Annotated in this window: 19 protein-coding genes; 4 read left to right on the forward strand and 15 right to left on the reverse strand. The window is 70.6% G+C overall.

Annotated elements, in window-relative coordinates; translation table 11 throughout:
• The first annotated feature begins 250 nt into the window (after positions 1–250).
• Positions 251–475 carry a hypothetical protein gene (locus tag ACIBJH_RS19955; RefSeq protein WP_399118137.1) on the forward strand — a complete coding sequence of 75 codons (225 nt, stop codon included), beginning with the start codon at positions 251–253 and terminating at the stop codon, positions 473–475.
• 28 nt (positions 476–503) lie between these two features.
• Here the strand turns inward: ACIBJH_RS19955 and ACIBJH_RS19960 are convergent, their stop codons facing one another.
• The 3 genes from ACIBJH_RS19960 to ACIBJH_RS19970 form a co-directional block, all read right to left on the reverse strand.
• Complete coding sequence (locus ACIBJH_RS19960; protein ID WP_399118138.1) at positions 504–710, reverse strand: hypothetical protein; 207 nt, start codon at positions 708–710, stop codon at positions 504–506.
• On the reverse strand, positions 707–1,054 hold the full coding sequence (locus ACIBJH_RS19965; RefSeq protein ID WP_399118139.1) for a hypothetical protein: 348 nt from the start codon (positions 1,052–1,054) through the stop codon (positions 707–709). The genes ACIBJH_RS19960 and ACIBJH_RS19965 overlap by 4 nt, the downstream gene beginning before the upstream one ends.
• A gap of 174 nt (positions 1,055–1,228) precedes the next feature.
• Entirely contained in the window at positions 1,229–2,104 is an 876-nt protein-coding gene (locus tag ACIBJH_RS19970) for a hypothetical protein (RefSeq protein WP_399118140.1), read from the reverse strand.
• A gap of 315 nt (positions 2,105–2,419) precedes the next feature.
• Between ACIBJH_RS19970 and ACIBJH_RS19975 the strand changes: the two genes are divergently transcribed.
• The 3 genes from ACIBJH_RS19975 (at position 2,420) to ACIBJH_RS19985 (ending at position 4,250) form a co-directional block, all read left to right on the forward strand.
• Entirely contained in the window at positions 2,420–2,605 is a 186-nt protein-coding gene (locus ACIBJH_RS19975) for a hypothetical protein (protein ID WP_399118141.1), read from the forward strand.
• A 132-nt stretch (positions 2,606–2,737) separates the two neighbouring features.
• Positions 2,738–3,109, forward strand: a complete 372-nt coding sequence (locus ACIBJH_RS19980; RefSeq protein WP_399118142.1) for a hypothetical protein — start codon at positions 2,738–2,740, stop codon at positions 3,107–3,109.
• 175 nt (positions 3,110–3,284) lie between these two features.
• A complete protein-coding gene (locus ACIBJH_RS19985; protein WP_399118143.1) occupies positions 3,285–4,250 on the forward strand; it encodes a methyltransferase domain-containing protein in 966 nt (321 codons plus the stop codon).
• A 6-nt stretch (positions 4,251–4,256) separates the two neighbouring features.
• Here ACIBJH_RS19985 and ACIBJH_RS19990 read toward each other — a convergent pair whose 3' ends face one another.
• From ACIBJH_RS19990 to ACIBJH_RS20045, 12 genes are all read right to left on the reverse strand, one after another.
• Positions 4,257–6,230, reverse strand: a complete 1,974-nt coding sequence (locus ACIBJH_RS19990) for an FHA domain-containing protein (protein WP_399118144.1) — start codon at positions 6,228–6,230, stop codon at positions 4,257–4,259.
• 41 nt (positions 6,231–6,271) lie between these two features.
• Positions 6,272–7,618, reverse strand: coding sequence for a VWA domain-containing protein (locus tag ACIBJH_RS19995; RefSeq protein WP_399118145.1), 1,347 nt, complete (start codon positions 7,616–7,618; stop codon positions 6,272–6,274).
• Between the two features lie 98 nt (positions 7,619–7,716).
• Positions 7,717–9,060, reverse strand: coding sequence for a PP2C family serine/threonine-protein phosphatase (locus tag ACIBJH_RS20000; RefSeq protein WP_399118146.1), 1,344 nt, complete (start codon positions 9,058–9,060; stop codon positions 7,717–7,719).
• Entirely contained in the window at positions 9,061–11,601 is a 2,541-nt protein-coding gene (locus tag ACIBJH_RS20005; RefSeq protein WP_399118147.1) for a tetratricopeptide repeat protein, read from the reverse strand. It lies immediately after the preceding gene.
• A gap of 26 nt (positions 11,602–11,627) precedes the next feature.
• The gene (locus ACIBJH_RS20010; RefSeq protein WP_399118148.1) at positions 11,628–12,959 is read right to left on the reverse strand and encodes a hypothetical protein; all 1,332 of its coding nucleotides are present in this window, start codon (positions 12,957–12,959) and stop codon (positions 11,628–11,630) included.
• 69 nt (positions 12,960–13,028) lie between these two features.
• The gene (locus ACIBJH_RS20015; RefSeq protein WP_399118149.1) at positions 13,029–14,087 is read right to left on the reverse strand and encodes a glutamate ABC transporter substrate-binding protein; all 1,059 of its coding nucleotides are present in this window, start codon (positions 14,085–14,087) and stop codon (positions 13,029–13,031) included.
• Positions 14,088–14,101: 14 nt separating this feature from the next.
• Positions 14,102–15,547 (reverse strand): hypothetical protein, encoded by a 1,446-nt coding sequence (locus ACIBJH_RS20020; RefSeq protein ID WP_399118150.1) that lies wholly within the window; start codon positions 15,545–15,547, stop codon positions 14,102–14,104.
• A 185-nt stretch (positions 15,548–15,732) separates the two neighbouring features.
• On the reverse strand, positions 15,733–16,704 hold the full coding sequence (locus tag ACIBJH_RS20025) for an N-acetylglucosamine kinase (RefSeq protein ID WP_399118151.1): 972 nt from the start codon (positions 16,702–16,704) through the stop codon (positions 15,733–15,735).
• On the reverse strand, positions 16,695–17,960 hold the full coding sequence (locus ACIBJH_RS20030) for a 6-phospho-beta-glucosidase (protein ID WP_399118152.1): 1,266 nt from the start codon (positions 17,958–17,960) through the stop codon (positions 16,695–16,697). The genes ACIBJH_RS20025 and ACIBJH_RS20030 overlap by 10 nt, the downstream gene beginning before the upstream one ends.
• A 6-nt stretch (positions 17,961–17,966) precedes the next feature.
• Positions 17,967–18,860, reverse strand: coding sequence for a carbohydrate ABC transporter permease (locus ACIBJH_RS20035; RefSeq protein WP_393042026.1), 894 nt, complete (start codon positions 18,858–18,860; stop codon positions 17,967–17,969).
• Between the two features lie 2 nt (positions 18,861–18,862).
• A complete protein-coding gene (locus tag ACIBJH_RS20040) occupies positions 18,863–19,804 on the reverse strand; it encodes a carbohydrate ABC transporter permease (protein ID WP_200715072.1) in 942 nt (313 codons plus the stop codon).
• Between the two features lie 7 nt (positions 19,805–19,811).
• A complete protein-coding gene (locus tag ACIBJH_RS20045; protein ID WP_399118153.1) occupies positions 19,812–21,149 on the reverse strand; it encodes an ABC transporter substrate-binding protein in 1,338 nt (445 codons plus the stop codon).
• Between the last annotated feature and the right edge of the window lie 54 nt (positions 21,150–21,203).

The following is a 21,203-nucleotide window of genomic DNA, read 5'->3' on the forward strand; positions in this document are numbered from 1 at the left end:
CTCTTGCCATCGGAGCACCGGAGGCGGGTCCTCTGATCCCGCTCGGGCCGGACACGGGGACATCAGGCAGGACAGCCGACAGGGACATGTCCCGCCTGGTGTCACGGCCCTTGTCCTTGTCCCTGTCGGCTGTCCCTGTGTCCCTGCTCTGTCCCGGCGGCCTGTCCCCGTGTCCCGGGACAACTGCTCCCGTGTCCTCGTGTTGTCCCCGGCTGGGGACAACACGAGGACACGGCTACGCTGCCGTGTCATGAAGTCCCACATCGTGGAGATCGAACGATGGCCCGCCCCGCAGCCGCAACGGGACAACACCGTGTGCAGCACGCACGGCAAGAAGTGGTGTGACGGGCCGCTCGTGGCGGACGTGTACGTAAGGGACGAGGGCAGCTCGCGCGTCCACTGGACGGTGTGCCAGCACTGGCTGGACAACGAACCGGGCGTGGCGGAGTTCGAGGCGGGGCACGGACCGATTTAGTTAAAGGCCGGCAAGTGGTCCACCCAGCTCAGGCGGGCCAGTACCGGCCGTCGTCGTCCTGCCGGACCATCGACCGGTTGTGGACCTCGGTCAGGCCGTCGGTGATGAGCATCCGCATCTGGACGCGGTCGGCCGCCGCCATGAGCTCGGGGCGCGTAAGGCCCGGGTGGTCGGCGACGAAGGCCCGCAGCCTCCTGCGCTGCCCGGGGTTGATCAGTGAGGGGGAAGTGTTCAACTGAGGCCCGCCCGGACCAAGCTGTCCGCGATCTGCTCCCGCACGTCCTCCAGCAGCTCGGGCATCAGCTCGCCGAGGCGACGCGGATCGGTGGGCAGCATCCACTGCCGGACGATCCGCATCGCCTCGACGTACGCGGCGGCCTGCCGCTCCATCCGGACCAGCTCGGAGAAGTGAGCGTCCATCACGGACGGCTTCACGGGGGCCAGCGTGATGCCGGTCTGCTGCTCGATCACTCGCACGACGGCCGCCGACGCCTCGGCCGAGGCTCGCTGGATGTCGGCCAGCGCCTCCCGCCCGGCCTCGGCTATCCGTACGCGTTCTCGGTCCAGTTCACCGGACATGGTCAACTCCTCCTGGATGGGCGAGGGTTGGAGAGGCCGAGCCGTAGGAGAACCCGGCTCCGCTCGGCGGGCGGCAGGGCGGCGAAGTGCGCCAGGCACGGCCGCAAGCTGCGGCCCTCGCCCGTGCAGGCGCACGCCCCGGACTTCATGACGGCCGCCGGTAGAACCCGGGCTTCAGGGCCGCCTGACGGTCGCTCTCCGCGTGCGCGGCGCACTGGTGGTGGGCGTCGCAGTCGCAGCCCGGGGGCACCGTGCTGACGCGCTTCCAGCCCGGAACCGGCGTGTGGCTGAAGGTGGCCCGGCTCCGGGCCTGAGCTGCCGCCTGACGGCGTATCGAGGGGTCGACATGGCCTGAGTCGCGCTCTGGAGCCGCTGAGCGGCCGTACGGGCTGCGTCCTGTGCGGCCCGGAACTCCCTCCGGGTGCGGTCCTGTTCGGCCGACCGCCGGGCGCGCTCCTCGGTGATCCTCAGCCGGGTCACCTCCTGCCGCCGGGATTCACCCTCGGCCCGCCAGCACTGCACGTCGGCTGCGCACGGCTCCCCGAGCAGCACCCGGTACGGCGGAGCGTCGGTCGGCCGGAGTCCGCCGTGCACCCGGGCACTCGTGTCGGCGAAGCAGAACCTGCACGACCCGGCAAACGCCTTCGGGTCCGTGGCGGCGACCTCCACGGCGGCTCGGCCGAACACGGCTGCCGCGTCCGGGGTGAGGGTACGCAGGGCCTCCCGGCCCGAGGCCGGGGCGACCTGTCCGGCGGCCGGGTAGTACCCGCCAGTGGCCCAGCGTTCTGTGCGGCCGTCGGCGAGGACGACCTCACGTGTGAGGGCCTCCTCGGGCCAGAGCTGTGCCCGTACCTGCCGGGCGAACGCCATCGTGTCCGGGTGGCGGCCGAGGGCTTCAGTGCGTCGCTCGGTCATGACGCGGTCGACGTCGGCCGAGGCGACGAGCGCCGGGCCGGTGCGGGCCCGGTTGTGCAGCCGACCGGCCGACATCATCTTGCGGACGGCAGGCTCGGAAACGCCCAGTCGCCGGGCCGCCGCAGCGGCATTCATTTCGTCTTCCATTCGATCCGCCTGATTCGGCCGGTGGGAAAGGTTTCGTAACTCGATTATGCTGGGTATCGGGCCTGCCGCCTAATTCCGACCGGCACCGGATCAGGGGGCAGGCCCCTATTTCGTTAAATGGCCGGTTCGAATAAATAGGAACCTACAGAATCCGGGTGGCGGGGCTGGGTGAGGGTTTAGCGGCTTAGAAAAGCGGCTATTATTGAATCGGCCCCGGATATCGGGGAGGGGAGCGGTCGCCGAGGAACCCGGCCGCGCAACCGTGAGGGGCACGGAGAGATCACCCGTGAAGGGGCAGATCCCGTGCCGAGGAAGTACACCATCTCGCCCGAGGCAGCGCATGAGCGCGCCCGTAAGGCGCGCGCCGCTCAGCTTTCCGTCAAGCACTACGTGCAGAAGATCGTGGAGCGCGCGCCGGAACTCACCGACGCCGATTACGCGAAGCTTCGCACTATCGGCCTGCGTCTCGACGGGGGCGCGACGGAATGAGCACAAACGACAACGGGACTCCCTGAGGCACTGCGGGTACGCCGGGTTCTGGCTCAGCACCGGGCGGACGTACTCCACACCAAGTCAGCCAAGGCAGCCCTCCTCGATGCCGAGGGTGAATTCAAGGCGTTCATGCTGATGCAGGCTCAACTGGAGATGTTCGGCTCGCCCGCGATCCGGGCCCTGGACACTCTCTCCCTGGCGGCGTTCAACCACTGGAACCGTGCCCTCTCGGAGTGGCGCGAGCTGCACGCCCGTGCCACGGCTCACCACAGCAACGCGGACATGTGGGCTGCGGCCGACGAGAAGTGGGCGGAGGTCGAGGACTTCGCGAAGACCGTTGACCTAGCAGACCGGCAGCTTGCCGACGCGGTGCGGGATGAGGCCGCATTCAAGACCAGGAGCCGGACCCCGTGGTGGTCGCGGGTGAAGACCCAGTTGTTGCGTTCCGGTGCCTGGCGCCGGTCGGTCGAGGGCGGCACCGTCCGGCCACCCTCCGCCTGACTACGCTCCGGAACTGGCCGACGAGCCGCCCCCGGCACCCGTCCTGAGCTGGGCTTTCACCAGCTACAGAAAGTTGTTACAAACGATCCGTGCATTACCGAGGACTTCGGACTTAGGACCTTGACCGAGGAGCGGACCGCTCGCCTCCCCGGCCGTACCGCAGGACAGTGGACGTATGGGTGCGCACGCTCTCGGGAGGGAACTGGACGCCGTGGCCGGCCCCGCGCGGGCGGAGCTGGTGCGGCGGATCGGGCTGAGCGGGGCGTGGGACGCGGACCCGGGGTGGCGGGCGGTGTTCGAGGCGGTGCCGCGGCATCTCTTCGTGCCCTACTACTACGTCGGCGTCGCCGGCGGCTACGAGCGGCTGTGGGGCGGCAGCCCCGACCCGCGCGTCCGGGAGCGCTGGCTGCGCGGGGTGTACGCCGACGTCCCGCTGGCCACCCGGCTGCGGGACGGGGAGCTGGTGTCGTCCAGCAGCCAGCCCTCGCTGATGGCCAGGATGCTCGTCGAGCTGGAGGTGACGGACGGCAGCCGGGTGCTGGAGATCGGCGCGGGCACCGGCTACAACGCGGCGCTGCTCGCCCATCGGCTCGGCGACGGCCTGGTGACCACCGTCGACCTGGAACCGGAGATCACCGAGTCCGCGCGCACCCACCTCGCCGAGGCCGGGTACCGCCCGAGAGTCGTCACCGGCGACGGCGCCCGCGGAGTCCCCGAACACGCCCCCTACGACCGGATCATCGCGACCTGCGCCCTGCCCTCGGTGCCGCCCGCCTGGCTCGCCCAGTGCCGTCCAGGCGCCCGCGTCCTGGCCCCGCTCGCCACCGGACTGATCGCGCTCACCGTGCGGGACGCCGAGCACGCCGAGGGCACCTTCCTCGACACCGCCGCGTACTTCGTGCCCCTGCGCGGCACCGGGCCCGCCCCGGGGGACGGGATCCCGCACCGGTCCGGCGACCACGAACTCTTCCGCTTCCTGCTCACCCTCACCCACGGCACCCTCGACCCGCAGGACGCCCGCGAGCTGTGGGAGCGCGAAGGGAGACCGGGACGCGAGCGCTACGGCGTCACGGTCGCCGACGGCCGGGTGCGGGCGTGGCTGGACGATCCGGAGGGGCCGTACAGCTGGCCCCTCCAGTGACGTCCGTCATCCCCTGCGGACCGTGATCGTCGTCCACGCGCCGACGTGCACCCGGTCCCCGTCCTGCAACGGCACCGGGACGAAGGGCTGGATGGGCTCCTCGCCGCCGTTGACCGTCGTACCGTTCGTCGAGTTCTGGTCGACGACCGCCCAGCTGCCGTCGGGCTGCTGGACCAGTACCGCGTGCTGGTGCGAGACGCCCGGGTCCTCCGGCGGCACCGACAGGTCGATGTCGGGGGACTCGCCGGTGGAGTGCCGACGGCGGCCGATGGTGATCTGGTTGCCGGTGAGCTGGCGCTGCTGCTCGGGGGAGTACGCGGGCAGGTTGAGACCCGCGGCCTCCGGACCCGAGCGCTGCATCATCGCCATGAAGTACTCGCGGTCCGGGCCGATCGTCGCCAGCCAGGTCGTCGGCTGCTGGTACGCCGGGCGGGGTGGGGGCGGGGCCTGGGTGGAACCGGGCTGCGGGTAGCCGTAGCCGCCACCGCCCTGTCCGGGACCACCGGGACCGGCCGGGGAGCCGGGGGTCGGCGGGGAGATCACCCAGTCGTCGTCACCGCCGCCGAAGGACGGGCCGCCCTGCTGCGGACGGCTCGTCTCCTGCGGGAACCCGGGCGGGGCCGACGGGGCGGACTGCTGGAACGCCTGCGGGGCGCCGCTCGTCTGACCCGGGCCCGCGGGGGGCGTGGGTCCTGGCGGCGGCGGGACCGGCCGCGAGGGGTCGGGGCCGAAGTTGGAGGGGCCCTGCGGGTTCGAGGGCTCGTTGCCGAACGGTCGCGGGGGACCGGAGGGGTCGCCGCCGAAGCCCTGTGCGCCGCCGGGGCCGCCGGGACCACCGGGACCACCGCCCTGCCGCTCGCCGCCGAAGGCACCGGGGCGGCCACCGCCGAAGTCGCCCTGGCCGGGGCGCTCGTTGCCGAACTGGCCGCCGGGGCCCGGGGGTTGCTCATTGCCGAACGGCCGCCGACCGGACGCCTCGTTGCCGAAGGGCGGAGGCGGGGGCGGGCCGGAGGGGTCGTTGCCGAACGGTCGCGGCGGGCCGGCCGGGTCGTTGCCGCCGAAGGGCGCGGGACCGCCGCCCTGCCGCTCGCCGCCGAAGCCGGACGCACCGCCGGGGCCACCGCCCTGACGCTCACCGCCGAAACCTGAAGTCCCGCCCGGGCCGCCCTGCCGCTCGCCACCGAAGCCCGACGCGCCACCGGGACCGCCGCCCTGGCGCTCACCGCCGAAGCCCGACGGACCGCCGGGGCCCCCCGACCGCTCGTTGCCGAAACCTTGCGAGCCGCCGGGGCCGCCGGGCCCACCTTGCCGCTCATTGCCGAAGCCCTGCGAACCCTGGCCACCGGGGCCACCAGCCCCACCGGGACCGCCCTGCCGTTCGCCGCCGAAGCCCTGCGCGCCGCCGGGGGCGCCAGGACCGCCCTGCTGCCGCTCCCCACCGAAGGCACCGGGACCGTTCGGACCCCCAGGACCGCCGGGTCCCCCTTGGCCTCCAGGACCGCCGGCGCCTCCGGGCCCTCCGGGTCCACCCGCACCTCCCGGCCTCGCCGACCGGTTCGTCGGTTCGTTGCCGAACGGGGGTATCGGCTCGGCCGGGCGGTTCATCTGTGAGGGGCGCGAGCCCTGGTACTCGTAGGAGTCACCGCCGTACGTCGGACCGGGCGGCGGCTGCTGGAAGCGGGCCGCCGGGCTCGGGCCGGGGTTCGACGGGCGCGGGGCCGCCGGGGTGTACGAGGTGGCCGTGTTGGTGAGGAAGTTCCACCGGCACTCCTCGCAGAACGGCGCACCGCCCTCACGGGGCGTACGGCACTGCGGGCAGAGCTCCGCCTCGGAGTTCGGGCGCGCGGGCGGCGGGAAGCCGTAGCCGCCGCCGGGGGGAGGCGGGGGAGGGGGCGGGGGTACGGCACCGGCCATGCGGTGACCGCAGACCTCGCACCAGTCGTCGGAACCCGACTGGTGTCCGTTCGGGCAGGTCGGCATGTCGGCTCGTCCCCCTTTCTCGCAGGGTTGTTCTGGCTAGGTCACTTTTTTACACGAACAGTCTTTGTGGACCGTGTTTCGAGGGTCATCTCGTCGGCCTCCGCGACCTTCGCCTTCAGTCGCACAGTACCCGCCGCGGCATCGACCACGTCCACCACCTTCGCAAGCAGTTTCGCAGTATCCGCGTTTCCGGAGACGCTGGCGAGCTGAACGGCCCGTCCCAGTTTGGCCGTTGCTCCATCGACATCACCCGATTTGCGAAGATCGAGACCTTGTTGGATGACTTGCGCCAGTTCGGCCTGGCCGGTGTAGTGCGCGACCTGGGGGTTGATGGACGTGGACGCCACCATGTCGTCGGTCCACACGGCCTTCACCAGGCCCTGGGCGCCCAGGTTCTGAGTGGTTCCGTCGGGCTGCGGGACGACCAGCGAGACCCGGGCGGCGAGCATCTCCTGGCCGATGCCTGCCTCGGGGACCTCGACGCACACGTGGTAGTCACGGGACTCGTCTCCCCAGGACCCGGTGGGGTAGTCCCCGGCGCGTGGGCCCGCCTCGGTGCGGCGGTCGGTCAACTCCTCGACCCGGGGCGCGACTTGCTTGACGAACTTGATGGCCGTGCCCACCGGCGTCCACAGCCGCAGCGCGACGTCCGCGACCTCCTTGCCCATCGCCGTCTCCATCATCTTCGTGAAATCGGCGGCGAGGTTGGCCGGGTCGGCGACGATGTCGGCCGTCCCGAGCAGCGCGGAGGCGATCCCTGTGACTTCTTTCACTTCCCAGTCGGTGCCGACACCGCGGGCGTCAGCGGTGAAGCGTCCGGCACAGGCGTCGAGGGCGGCCTTCAGGTCCTCCGGCGACTCGTGCTCGTTGCGGCCGTCGGTGAGGACGATGCCGTGGCGTATGGAGACGTCGGCCGAGGACAGGAGCCGGTCGGCGAGGCGCAGCCAGGTGCCGATCGCGGTGCCGCCGCCCGCGCTCAGCTTGCGCAGCGCCTGCTTGGCCTGGTCGCGGGTGGTGGCGTCGGCGACCGCGAGCCGCCCGTTGCCCGGATAGACCTCCTTGGCGATGTGCGTGCCGCCGATCACCGCGAAGTGCACCCCGTCGCGCAGGGTGTCGATCGCGGCGGCGGTGGCGTCCCGGGCGTTGCGCATCTTGGTCGGCGGGTAGTCCATCGACCCCGAGCAGTCGACCATGATCGCCACGGCCGCGTCCGGGCCCTGCCCCGGCGAGTACAGATGGGGTGCCGCGACCGCGCTCCCCACGGTGCCGCCGCCGGTCGAGGTCACGGTGACGATCGCGTTGACCTCCCGGCCGCCCTCGGGCAGGTACTCGTTCTGGTACACGTCCACCGAGAACTGCGGCACGTTCGACTTCGAGAAATTGGCCATACCTACTCTGATCCCCCTCAACTACCCCACCTGAATGGGGCGATGACTATGAGCGGACCGGTCCCCTCCGGTCCGAGACCGTCCCCGTTTGCGCGGCCTCAGCCGATTACTGCCCCTTGCGGCGGGGCCGGGAACGGCACGACGGCCACTGTTACGTTGTCGTGGCCCCCGCCGTCCAGCGCGTGACCGACCAGGACCTGGGCGCTGTGCAGCGGGCGGACCATGGCATCGGGAGGCACGACCTCGGCCATCTCCTCGGCCGACTCCGCGTAGTTCCACAGGCCGTCCGTGCACACCACCACTACACCCGGCCGGTCCGGTTTGAAGGAAGCCGTGTGCGGCTCCAGTTCGTACGCGTCCGCGCCGAGCCAGCCGGTGATCGCGTGGGCGCGCTCGTCGGCGTAGGCCTCCGCCTCGCTCATCAGACCCGCGGCGACCATCTGCGCCGCCCACGAGTCGTCCTCCGTGAGCCGGGCCGGCGGTGAACTGCGGTCCACCGGGATCCAGTAGGCGCGACTGTCGCCGACCCAGCCGACCACGAGCAGCGCCGGGGTGACGACGGAGGCGACCAGGGTGCAGGCCGGCGCGTTCTGGTGCGGGGCGTGCTCGCGGGCCGTCGCGGGCTCCTCCGCAAGGGAGTTGACCGCGTGCGAGGCCGCGATGATCGCCTCGTGCATCGCCTGCTGCGGATGCGTGCCCTGCGGCAGCGCGGCCAGCAGCGACTCACCCGCCTTCTGCGACGCGGCCAGCGAGGCCGCGTCGGGCCGGGTCGCCGAGGACACCCCGTCGCACACGACCGCCACGAGCGCGGGCGCCCCGTCCGGCAGCGCGCACTGTCCTACGGCGAAGGCGTCCTCGTTGCGGTGGTGGCGCAGCCCGCGGTCGCTGACCGCCGCGAGCGGGCCCGACTCCTGTTCCATGTGGTCGCGTTCGCGGGGCTGGGCGTGCCCGCAGTTCTCGCAGTAGCCGTCCGGGTCGACCCGGCCCGACCGGCAGGCCACGCACACCTTGGTGCCCTCGGCCGGGGTCCCCAGATCGGCGGCGACCCGTGGGTCCGGCGCCTGCAGCGGGTACTCGTCGGGCTCCGGCGGCCGGTCGAACCGTACGCCCGTGGCCGGGGAGACCGGTGAACCGGTCGGCGGCAGCGGGGAGTCGGTCGGCAGCGGGGTGCCGCCCGAGTCGGTGCCGGCCAGGTCGGTGGGCAGATGGACCGTCGGCGCGCTCTCGGGACCCTCCGGCTGGGGGACCACGGGCCAGTTCACGTCCGTGGCCTCCTCGGGAAGGAGCGATCCCGCGCCGTTCATGGTCAGCGTCGGGTGGTCGTCCGGCGGCGCGGGCACGGCCGAGAGGTCGTACCCGCAGGCGCCGCAGAAGCGGTCACCCGATTCGAGCGGCTCCTCGCAGCTCGGGCAGGCGGACAGCTGGGGCATCTGGGACATCAACTACACCCACGTCCGGGGGCGGTAACGGTTGGCACGTTCCACCAGGTCGATCCTCTCCTCGCCGCCCCGCGCCAGCCGGGCCAGCGTGCGGTACGAACGCTCCAGGCCGAAGCGGAGTCCCCGCTCGTCCAGCTCGTTGCCGAGCAGTTCCGGCCGCGTCGGCGGCACGGAACCCTGGCCTCCGGAGAGTATCCAGTCGAGGGCGCAGCCGAGGACCTCGGCCGACAACTGCTCGCGCCGCACCGCGTCCAGACCGTATCCCTCCAGCGCCTCCACCTGTCCGGCGGACGCGGTCAGATCGTCCAGGAACGGCGTGTCGCCCGCCGTCGCGGTCCGCCGCCGCAGCCGCGCCCGTACGGCGGCCACGCGCGCGGCCGTGTAGTGGATCGAGGCCTCCGACACCGACTCCAGCGTCCGTACGGAGCCCGCGCGGTCGCCGGTCGCGAGCTGGACGCGGGCCAGGCCGAAGGCCGCGCTCACATAGCTCGGGTCGGTCGACCACACCAGGTGGTAGTACTCGGCCGCGTTGTCCAGCTGCCCCAGCACCTCGGCGCAGAGGCCGAGCGCCAGCTTCGGCGCGGGCTCGCCCGGGAAGGCGTCGTAGATCGCGTCGAAGGAGAGCGCGGCGGCCTCGAAGTCGCGGGTCGCGAGAGCGGCCACGCCCCGGTACCAGACCACCCGCCAGTCGTCGGGCCGCTCGTCCTCCAGCTTGGCCAGGGCGTCCAGCGCGGTGTACGAGTCGCCGTTCTCCAGCCAGGCCCTGATCTGCCGCAGCCGGGTCTCCACGGACGGCGAGGGCGCGGACGCGAGGGCGCCGAGGAGTTCGGTCGCCGCGGTCGTCATCAGCCCGGCCAGGAAGCCCGCGTTGGGGTCGGTCGGGTCGACGTGCGGCACGGGCAGGGCGAGGGCCACGGCGGGGGAGTCGACCTGCTTGACGAGGTCCGGGGCGGCACCCGCCGAGCCATTGACCGACCCAGTGGCCGCCCCGTTGGCGGCGGGCAGCGCGGCGTCGACGCGGGTGCCCGCCTTCTTCCGGGGCCGCACCACCCGCGCCCCCAGCAGCGACACGTCCCCGTCCAGCTTCGGGAACAACTCCGTGTCCGTGACCTTGAGTTCGGGGCCGAACAGGGTGGACAGGGACGGGCGGGCGCGGCCGGTCTGCAGCGAGACGACCTCCCGCAGCACGCCCGTCAGCTGCTCGGCCATCTCCTGCGCGGAGGCGAACCGGCGGGCCGGGTCCGGGTCGGTGGCGCGCACCAGGAGCCGGTAGAACGACTCGTAGCGGCGGAACACCTCGATGTTGTCCGGGTCGGGCAGCGAGTCCACGAAGACGTTCGTGTAGCCCTGGAAGTCGAAGGTGAGGACGGCCAGGGTCCGGCCGACGGTGTAGATGTCGGACGCCACCGACGGGCCGACCTCCGCCACCTCCGGCGCCTGGTAGCCGACCGTGCCGTAGATGGCCGACTCCTCGTCGTCCATTCTGCGCACCGCGCCCATGTCGATCAGCTTGAGCTGGTCCTCGGTCTGGATCGCGTTGTCGACCTTGAAGTCGCAGTACAGCAGGTTGCGGCTGTGCAGATGGCCGAGCGCCTCAAGGGCCTCGATGCCGTACGCGCACGCCTGCTCCACCGGCAGTGGATCGCGCTTCCCGGTCGCCGTACGGCGGTCGTTGGCGATCTCCTTGAGGGACTTGCCGCCGACGTACTCCATGACGATGTACCCGTCCAGCGAACCCGTCCGCTGGTCCAGGTGCTCCACGAAGTTGTAGATCCGCACGATGTTGGAGTGCTCGATCTCGGCGAGGAAGCGCCGCTCGGAGATCGCGGCGGCCATCGCGTCCTCGTCGCCGGTGTCGAGGAGACCCTTGAGCACCACCCAGCGGTCGGAGACCGCGCGGTCCACGGCGAGGTAGACCCAGCCCAGGCCGCCGTGCGCCAGACAGCCCACGACCTCGTACTGGCCGTGCACGACGTCACCGCCGGCCAGCTTGGGCGTGAACGAGTACGGGTTGCCGCACTTGGTGCAGAACCCCTCCGTCCGCCCCGGGCTGTCACCGCGCGAACGCCCCACCGGCGCACCGCAGTCCGAGCGCGAGCAGAACCGCTTGCGCTCGGGCACCTCCGGGTTCTCCAGCACCATCGCGCGCGGGTCGGGCCGCGGCACGTCCGGCACCTGCACCAGGCCGACCCCGAGCCGGCCGCGTGTCGAGGACGCCGACGACGAACCGGAGCTGCGCACCGACACCGAGCGGCCCGACGACTGCCCCGACACCGAGCGCGAGAGCCGGCCCGACACCGAGCGCCGCGACTTCGACGACTGCGACGACGTACGCGAACTGCGGCTGCTGACACGGGAACTGCTGCCCGAACCCCGCGAGCCCCCCTTGCCGCCGGTCATCCCGGTGGGCGGTGAACCGAGCGATCCGTTGGCCGCCACCACCGGCGCGAGACCGCAGGTGTCGCAGTACAGCTCGCCGCCGCCCATGTCCTCGTACGACCCCTCGCAGCCGGGCCGCTGACACTTCCGCTGTGCCTCACTCATGACCGACCCTGCTTCTCCCTCGTCACTCACGCGCCCGGCCCCCTCTGGTCCTCGGGACCACCCTGCGGCGGGGGCCGGGGAGTGCTCAACTGCTCGGCGGCGGCGTGCTGGTAGCGCAGCACCGCCTGTTCCGCGACGCGCAGGTCGCAGGGCGCGCTCCACAGCATGCGGCGCGCCGCGTCGTACCGCTCGATGAGGAACGGGTCCTCCGCGAGGCCGTGCCGGGCGACCTTCGCCTTGTACGCGTCGAGCCGGCCGCGCAGCTCCGCACGGACCGCCAGCGGCTGGGTGACCGCCGTCAACGACTCGCGGGCGCGCAGCAGTTCGTCCTCGGCCTTCTGCTCCAGGGACTCCAGGAGCGGCGACAGGCGGTGCCACTGGGCGTGTCTGCGGTACTCGGCGGCCGTCGACAGCTGCTCCTGCAGCACGGTGGGCGGTCCACTGACGACCGGCACCTCCGTGGCCGCGATCTTCGCGAGGACCTCACCGCGCGCGGTGCGCGCCTCGGCGAGCGTGCGGTCCGCGCGCGAGAGCACGTCCCGCAGCTTCACCAGCCGCGCCTCGGCGTCCTGCCGGACGGTCAGTACGGCGTCGATCTCCCGCCGTACCTCCTCCAGGGCGCGCGCCTCCCGGTCGTAGACCGTGGTGTCGGGCCGGCCGCCGCCAGGGGCCGAACTGCCCTGCGCGCGGATCCAGAAGGCCAGCGGGTCGGAGATGACCCGCTCGCGCAGCTCGGTCAGGGTGGTGGTGATGCGCTCCAGGTCGTCGCCCGCCGGGTGCTCGCCCGGGCGGACGCCGACCGAGTGGGCCAGCTGGCGGGTGCGCTGCAACTCCGCGGCCAGTAAATCGATCCGGGCGGGCAGCGCGGACCACACCGCGTCGGACGTGACGACCATGTCGAGAGAGGTCGCGTACAGGTCGTTCATCTCGTCGACCAGCGCGCTCAGCGAGAACTGATGGCTGAGCTTGCTCGAACTGCCCGTCAGCGTCGGCGCGTTGGCGGTCGCCGTGGTGGATCCGGCGACCGTCACGGACTCGCCGCGCAGCAGCTCGGTCAGCTCGACCAGGTCCTCACGGTTGGACCAGCGGCGCCGGGAACGGATGCTCTGGGCGGCGTGGAACGCGTCCGTGTACGCGTCGAAGTACGCCCACAGCAGCGTGATCGACGCCTCGGTGGTCGCCCAGCGCTCCTTGGTCGTGCCGGTCAGCTCGGCGCCTTCGAGGAGTCTGCGGCCCGCGTGGTCCTGCAGGGCGAGGAGCGAGGTCTCGATGGCCTCGTGCTCCGCGCCGAGCCGCGCCAGCGCACGGTCCACCTCGTCCCGGTCCATTACCGGCCCGGGGGGTCCCGTGACGCCCATCGATCACCTCTCGCTGCGTTGTGTTCCGTCGGTGGTCCGTGTCCGTGCCGTTCGGTTGTTGACGGTCCGTCACTTGTACTTCGGTACGGGCGGGTTGGCCGACTTCGAGCCCCCGCGCAGCGTGGGCAGCAGCCATTTGTCGTACGACGCCCGCCAGCCGTCGGGGCTGGTGCGGTAGGTCTCCAGTATTCGGTTGACCCGCTGTACCAGATCGGTGGCCTGCAGGTTCATCGCCACGCCGTAGTACTCGGTGGTGAAGGGGCTGCCCTTCAGCTCCACCGTCGGGTCCTGCGCGGCCTGGCTGGCGGCGAGCGCGCCGTCGGTCACCACCGCGTCGGCCTCGCCGAGTTGGAGCTTCACCAGACAGTCCAGCTGGTTGGGGACGGGGTCCATGATCTTTACGCTGGCGGGGATCTTGTGGCCCTTGTCGTCGTTCAGATGGTCGTTCGCCGTGGAGGTCTTCGCCGAGCAGACCCGCTTGTTCGCGAGGGTGTCGTTGTAGCCCGTGATCGACGACACCTTCGGGGCGAGGACCTGCTGGCCGGTGACGAAGTACGGGGCGGAGAAGGCGACCAGCCCGGCGCGTTTACAGGTGATCGTCATGGTGCGGACGACCATGTCGACGCGGTTCTTCTGGACCGCCAGGATGCGCTCGTTGGTCGGGATGGCCAGGAACTGGATCCGGTCGTCGTTGTAGGCGCTGCCGAAGATGTTCTTGGCGATGGCCGTGACGAGGTCGATGTCGAAACCCGCCAGGTCGCCCTTGGCGCTGTTCGGGTCGCGGTAGCCCCAGCGGTAGCTGTTCTGGTCGACGCCCACCTTCAGGAAGCCGCGGGCCTTGATGGCGTCGATCGTCTTGCCCCCGGCGTCCGACGGGGGCGGACTCTGGTCCTGGATGGTGCTGTCGTCGCACTTGGCGGCCTTGGTCTGGATGCCCTGGGCCGTGCGCTGTCCGCCGACGTCGGCGCTGGTCTCGCCGCGCGACTGGGTGAGCGGCAGCAGCAGGACGAACGCGACCGCGAGGACGCAGACGGCCGCCATCGCACCCACCCCGCCCCAGCCCTTCAGGCTGATCCGCAGGCGCCGTACAGCCCTCAGGCGGCGAAGAAAGTCACTGCGTGCTCGCATGGTCACGCCCCCTTTCACCGGTACTCCGACAGCCTGCGCCCGACGCCCAGTACGGCGCCGGCCGCACCGAGCACGGCGAGCACCGCGGCGCCGACGGTGAGGCCGGTCATGGCGTCCAGGCCGTCACCCGCGGACCGCTGGAACTCCTTGGTCTCGTGGGTCAGCGCCGTCTGCAGCGAGGCGTCCACGGCCTGGAAGCACTCGGCCGTCGCATCGTCCGTGCCGATGACACCGTCGCGCGCCTTCTGGTAGTTGCCCTCGTTGTTGTACGCGCTGACCTGCTTGTGGCGGGAGATCCACTCCGTCATGGACTTGTTGGCGACCGTGACGGGCGCGCGGCCCGCGGAGTCGTCGGCGAGCGAGTCGGCCAGTTTCAGGCCCTTGCCCAGCGCGGCGATCTCCTGGTCGTAGCCCCAGTCGTAGGCATCCCTGACCGTGTCGTCCGGGAGGGTCCTCGTCTCCGCACCACGGCTGACCAGCGTCAGGTTCTCGTCGCTGCGGGCCTTCAGGGAGGCGATGCGGGCGTCGTGCAGCACGTTGAGCGACTTGACCCCGTGGTCGTACGAGTCGTTGAGGCCCGCGCGGGCGACGGTGTGGCCGACGACCACCCAGAGCAGGACGACCGCGGTGGTGGCGGAGGCGGCGACCAGGCCGTGGTTCAGCACCCGGTTGGTGCGCTGGTAGTTGCGCCGCTGGGCCCAGGCCAGTCCGCCGAGCGCGACGAGCCCGAGGGCGATCGCGAACCACGGGTACGGCGTCGCGTTCCCGTAGTCGGTGCTCAGCCGGGCGTTCTCGCTCTGGTAGAGCTTCTGGGCCGTCGGCAGCATCTTGTTCTGCATGGTGTCGTTCGCGGCGCGCAGATAGGCGCCGCCCACCGGGAAGCCCTGCCGGTTGTTGGCGCGGGCCGATTCGACCAGGCCCTTGTACTGCGGCAGGAGTTCGTTGAGATCCGTGATGTAGGCCGCGGACGACGTGCCCGGGTCGGTGTTGGCGGCGGCCGTGACGAGCTTCGAGGCGGCCCTCTTGATGTCCTTCTCGTACTGGTCGCGGGTGTCCTGCGTCTCCTGCAGACCCGCCAGATACCCGGTGGCCGCCATCGTGTTGGCGTCCGCGAGCGAGCGGTAGATGTCCGCCGCGTCCGAACTGAGCGGCTGGCTGTGGTGCAGCACGTCGTCGGCCGCCGAGGCGCGGCTGTCGGTCTGCCAGGCGGTGACCGCGCCGAACGCGACCACCAGCAGGGCCAGCAGCGCGCCGATGGCCCGCAGCCGCCCCGGCTCGGTGGTGGCGGCCGCGCGCAACTGGTCGACGCCCTCGGCGAGGGCCGTACGGCGCGCGGGTGCCGCGTCCGGCGCACGCCGGGGCGTGGGCGCCCCCGGCCGGCCCGACTGCGGCGGCAACGCCGGCATCGTGGGCACGCCTGCGCCCGGTGGCGCCGTACTGCTCTTCGGCGGTTGTGTCACCGCTGACCTCCCCCAGGGTCATCCCGTCGCCGCAAGTATCGCCGCCAGGACTGACATTCCGCACGGGCCTTCACTGGATCTTGATCGGATCGCAGCGTGATGACCGGATTTCCGGCACCACACAACGCCCCCCACCGCCCCCTTGTCCATGAATACGCCGTGGGAATCTGTTCGGTTCCCGGGTGTCAGTGCTCGTAGAACCCCCGCGCCCGTACATGCGCCTCGGCAGGCACGCCCACGTGGTCCAGCCCCAGCAGCACCGAGCCGAGGACCGGCCGCGCGGTGACCACCGTCGCCACCGCCTTGGGTGCCCGGGCGGCCAGCAACTCCCTTATACAGTCGTCCAGTTGGGGATGCCGGGCGGCGAGGACGCTGCCGCCGAGCAGCACCGGCGCCTCCTCGTCGAGCAGGTCGAGGTGGGTCAGCGCGACCGTCGCCATCGCCACCACCTCCTCCGCCATCCGGTCCACGATCGAACGGGCCACCGGGTCGCCGTCCACCGCGGTCGCGAACAGCACCGGCGTCAACTCGTGCCGGCGGTGGTGCGCGACGTGTTCGAAATGCAGGGCCTCGATGAGGGCGTACATGGAGTCCAGGCCGAAGTACGCCGGGAGCGTACGCGCCAGGGCCGTGGGGCCGCCGCGGCCGTCCTCGGCGCGGGCCGCGTGCCACAGGGCCTCCTCCGCCAGGCCCCAACCGCCGCCCCAGTCACCGGAGATACGGCCCAGCGCCGGGAAACGGGCGGTACGGCCGTCGGGCCGCATGCCGACGCAGTTGATGCCCGCCCCGCACACGACGGCGACCCCGCGCGGCTCGGGGATGCCCGCCCGCAGCACCGCGAACGTGTCGTTGCGCACCTGCACACTCGTGCCCCACCCGCGCGCGCCCAGCGCGGCGGCCAACTGCTCCTCCTCCACGGGGAAGTCGGCGTTGGCGAGACAGGCCGACACATGCTCGACCGCGCTCACCCCCGCGTCCGCGAAGGCCCGGGCGACGGCTTCCGCCACGTTGTCCACCGCCGTCTCGATGCCCACGACCGGGGGCCGGAACCCACCGCCGCGGGCCGTGGCGAGGATCTCCCCGTCGGCCGCCACGACCGCGACGTCGGTCTTGCTGTTGCCCGCGTCGATGGCGAGGACACTTGCGGTCAGGCCCACGCGAGGTGCTCCCGGTTGTGCGCGATCAGCTGGTCGGTCAGGGCCTCGGCGTACTCGTACTGGCCGATCAGGGGATGCGAGAGCAGCGCCCGGAACACCCGGTCCCGGCCACCGCGCAGCGCGGCCTCCAGGGCGAGGTCCTCGTACGCGGTCACGTTGGCCATCAACCCCGCGTACAGCGGGTCGACTTCGGCCACGGCGAGCGGCGTCGCGCCCTTCGCGCCGACGGCCGCCTGCACCTCGATGACGGCGTCGTCCGGCAGGAACGGCAGCGTCCCCCTGTTGTACGTGTTCACCACCTGGTAGGGACTCCCGCCCCCGCCGAGCAGCGAGGCGGCCAGGTCCACGGCGGCCTCGGAGTAGTAGGCGCCACCGCGCTTGGCGAGCAGCGCGGGCTTCTCGTCGAGCGCCGGATCGGCGTACATCTTCAGCAACTCGTGTTCCATCTCGGCCACTTGGGAGGCCCGCGACGGCTTCGTACGGAGTTCCCGTACGACCTCGTCGTGCGCGTAGAAGTACCGCAGGTAGTACGACGGGACGACGCCGAGCCGGTCGAGCAGCACCCGGGGCAGGCTCAGGTCGGCGGCGATGTCGTCGCCGAACTCGCCGAGCAGCTTGGGCAGGACGTTCTCGCCCTCGGGGCCGCCGAGCCGCACACCGGTCTCCCAGGTGAGGTGGTTGAGGCCCACATGGTCGAGGTGCACATCGTTCGGGGTGACCCCGAGCAGCCCGGCGAACTTCCGCTGGAAGCCGATCGCCACATTGCACAGCCCGACCGCCTTGTGGCCGGCCTGGAGCAGGGCGCGGGTCACGATCCCCACCGGGTTGGTGAAGTCGATGATCCAGGCGTCCGGGTTGGTACGGCGGACCCGTTCCGCGATGTCGAGCACCACCGGCACGGTCCGCAGCGCCTTGGCGAGGCCGCCCGCACCGGTCGTTTCCTGGCCGACGCAGCCGCACTCCAGCGGCCAGGTCTCGTCCTGCTCGCGGGCGGCCTGGCCGCCGACGCGGAGCTGGAGCAGCACCGCGTCGGCGCCCTCGACGCCGGCGTCCAGGTCGAACGTCGTCACGATCTTTCCGGGGTGCCCCTGCTTGGCGAAGATGCGGCGGGCCAACCCGCCCACCAGCTCAAGGCGTTCGGGCGCCGGGTCGACGAGGACCAGTTCCTCGACGGGCAGGGTGTCCCTCAACCGGGCGAAACCGTCGATGAGTTCGGGTGTGTAGGTCGAGCCTCCGCCGACCACGGTGAGTTTCATACGTGGTTAACCCTTCACTCCGGTGAGCGTGACACCCTCGACGAACGCCTTCTGCGCGAAGAAGAACACGAGGATCACGGGGGCCATGACCAGCACGGTCGCGGCCATGGTGAGATTCCAGTCGGTGTGGTGCGCGCCCTTGAACGACTCCAGGCCGTAACTCAGCGTCCAGGCACCAGGATTCTCCGACGCGTAGATCTGCGGGCCGAAGTAGTCGTTCCAGGCGTAGAAGAACTGGAACAGCGCTACGGCCGCGATCCCCGGCTTGGCCATCGGCAGCACGACCCGCAGCAGCGTCTTGAACTCGCCGCAGCCGTCGACCTTCGCCGCGTCCAGGTACTCGTTCGGGATCGTCATCAGGAACTGGCGGAGCAGGAAGATCGAGAACGCGTCCCCGAACGCCATCGGGATGATCAGCGGCCACAGCGTGCCCGACAGGTCCAACTGCTTGGCCCAGAACAGGTACATGGGGATGATCACGACCTGCGGCGGCAGCATCATCATCGAGATGACCAGCATCAGGGACAGATTCCGGCCCCGGAAGCGGAACTTGGCGAGCGCGTACGCCACCGGGATCGACGACACGACGGTCAGGACGGTGCCGAGACCGGCGTAGATCAGCGTGTTCTTCCACCAGGTGAGGAAGCCCGGGGTGTCGAAGACCTTCTTGTAGTTGCCCCACTCCCAGGTGTGCGGGATCAGGTCCCGGCTGAGGGCCTGGCTGTCGCTCATCAGCGAGGTCAGGAACACGAACACGAAGGGGAGCGTGAAGAAGAGCGCGGCGGCGACACCGAGCGAGTGGACCGCGATCCACTCCATGAGCGCCTTGCGGCGGGCCGTGCGCTCGGCGGGGGTCACCGGTGCCCTCAACTCCACGGGCTTGTCCAGTACTTGGGCCATGGTCAGTCACCTGCCAGGTTGAGTCCGCCACGGCGCCGCATCAGGAACGCGGTGAACACCATCGACAGGGCGAACAGGACGAGTGCCACCACGCAGGCAGAGCCGTAGTCGAAGCGCTGGAAGCCGAGGTTGTAGACGAGCTGGGGAAGGGTGAGCGTGGACTTCTCCGGGTAGCCGGGCTCGAACTGCGTGCCCGCGCCCTGGATCACGCCGGACGCGACCTTCCCGGCGATGAGCGGCTGTGTGTAGTACTGCATGGTCTGGATCACGCCGGTGACCACGGCGAACATCACGATGGGCGAGATGTTCGGCAGCGTGACGAACCGGAACCGCTGCCAGGCCGAGGCGCCGTCCAACTCGGCAGCCTCGTACTGCTCTTTGGGTACGTCGAGCAGCGCGGCCATGAAGATGACCATGAGGTCGCCGATGCCCCAGAGGGCGAGCAGGGTGAGCGCCGGCTTGGACCAGGTGGGGTCGTTGAACCAGCCCGGGGCCGGGATGCCGACTTTCTCCAGGATCGAATTGACCGGCCCGGTACCGGGGTTGAGGAGGAACGCGAACGCCATCGTCGCGGCGACCGGCGGGGCGAGGTACGGCAGGTAGAAGAGTGTGCGGAAGACGCCCGTCGCCGTCTTGATCTTGGTGATCAACAGGCCGACGCCGAGCCCGAACACGACCCGGAGCGAGACCATCACCACGACCAGCCACAGGGTGTTGCGCATCGCGGGCCAGAAGTACGGATAGTTCTTGAAGACGTACGTCCAGTTCTTCGTCCCCACCCACGTCGGCGGCTTGAAGCCGTCGTAGTGCATGAACGAGAAGTAGACCGTCGAGATCAGCGGATACGCGAAGAAGACCGCGAAGCCGATCAGCCAGGGCGACATGAAGGCGAGAGTGCGAAGCGCCGACCGGCGGCGCTTCGACGCCAGGGTAATGGTGCTCATCCCGTTGCTACTTCGCCTGCGCGATGTCCGTGTCGATCTGCTTGGCCGTGCTCTTCAGGGCCGAGTCGAGATCCTTCACCTTGCCGCTCTCGTAGTCGTATCCGAGATTCTGGATCGTCGTCAGATACACACCGCCGTTGATGGAGGCGGGACTTGTCGTCGAGTACTGGTTCGACGCGATGTCCAGGAACGTCTTGAAGCGCGGGTCGTACTTCAGGTTCGGGGACTTGAGGGCGGCGAGGGTGGAGGGCACGTTGTGGATGGCGTTGGAGAAGCCGACCACCGCGTCCGTGTCCGTGGTGATGTACTTGACGAACTCCCAAGCGGCGTTCTGCTTCTTGCTGTTGGCGGCGATCCCGGTGATCGTGCCGGTGATGTAGCCCTTGCCGTACTGGGCGACCTGGTCGTCCGGGACGGGCAGCGGGGCAACTCCGATGTCCAGCTTGGGATTTGCCGCCAGCGCCATCCCGAGCCGCCACTCGCCGTCGAGCTGCATCGCGACCTGGCCGGTGTGGAAGGGGTGCTTGTCGCCCCACTCGTCGCCGAGGGTGGAGCGGTAGCTCTCCAGCTTCTTGAAGCCGCCGAGTTCGTCCACGAGCTTCTTCTGCAGGGTGAATCCGGCCTTGAACGCGGGGTCCGTGGCGAGCGCCGACTTTCCGCTCTTGTCGAAGTACGTCGGCGAGAACTGCGCGAAGATGTGCTCGGTCGTGGTCTCCCAGCCGTGGTAGTCCGGCATGAACCCGAGCTGCGAGTACGTGTCACCCTTGCTGATCGTCAACTTCTTGGCGTCGGACTCGAATTCGGACCACGTCTTGGGCGGGCTGGTGATGCCGGCCTTCTTGAACTCCGTCTTGTTGTAGTAGAGCCCGTACGCGTCGCCCAGCAGGGGAGCGGTGCAGCGGTTCCCGTCGAACTGGGTGTACTCGTTCATCGCCTTGGGGAACGTCGTCTCCGGGTCGATGCCGTCCTTCTTGAAGAAGGGGTTGAGATCGACGAGGGCGCCCGAGGAACAGAACTTGCCCACGTTGTTCGTGGTGAAGGACGAGATCACGTCCGGGGACTTGCCGCCGCCGGTGCGCAGCGCCTGGTTGATCTTGTCGTCCGTCATGTTGCCGACGACATTCACATGGATGTTGGGGTGCGCCTTCTCGAACCCGGCGACCAGCGACTTCACGGCGCTCAGCTCGGAGGCCGCGCTCCAGGCGTGCCAGAAGTTGATGGTGACGTCCTTCGACGCGTCGTCGGAGGCACCGGACGAGGACTGGCCGGTACAGGCGGTGGCGAGCAGGGCGATGGAGGCGGAGGCGGCGAGCGCGACAGCCGCTTTCCGGGACGTTACGGACATCTTCCGGGAAGTTCCGGGCATGACGAGGTCTCCCAAGGGCGGGCGGGGCGGGGC

Origin of the sequence: Streptomyces sp. NPDC050548, assembly GCF_044457385.1 — a bacterium.
GTDB lineage: Bacteria > Actinomycetota > Actinomycetes > Streptomycetales > Streptomycetaceae > Streptomyces.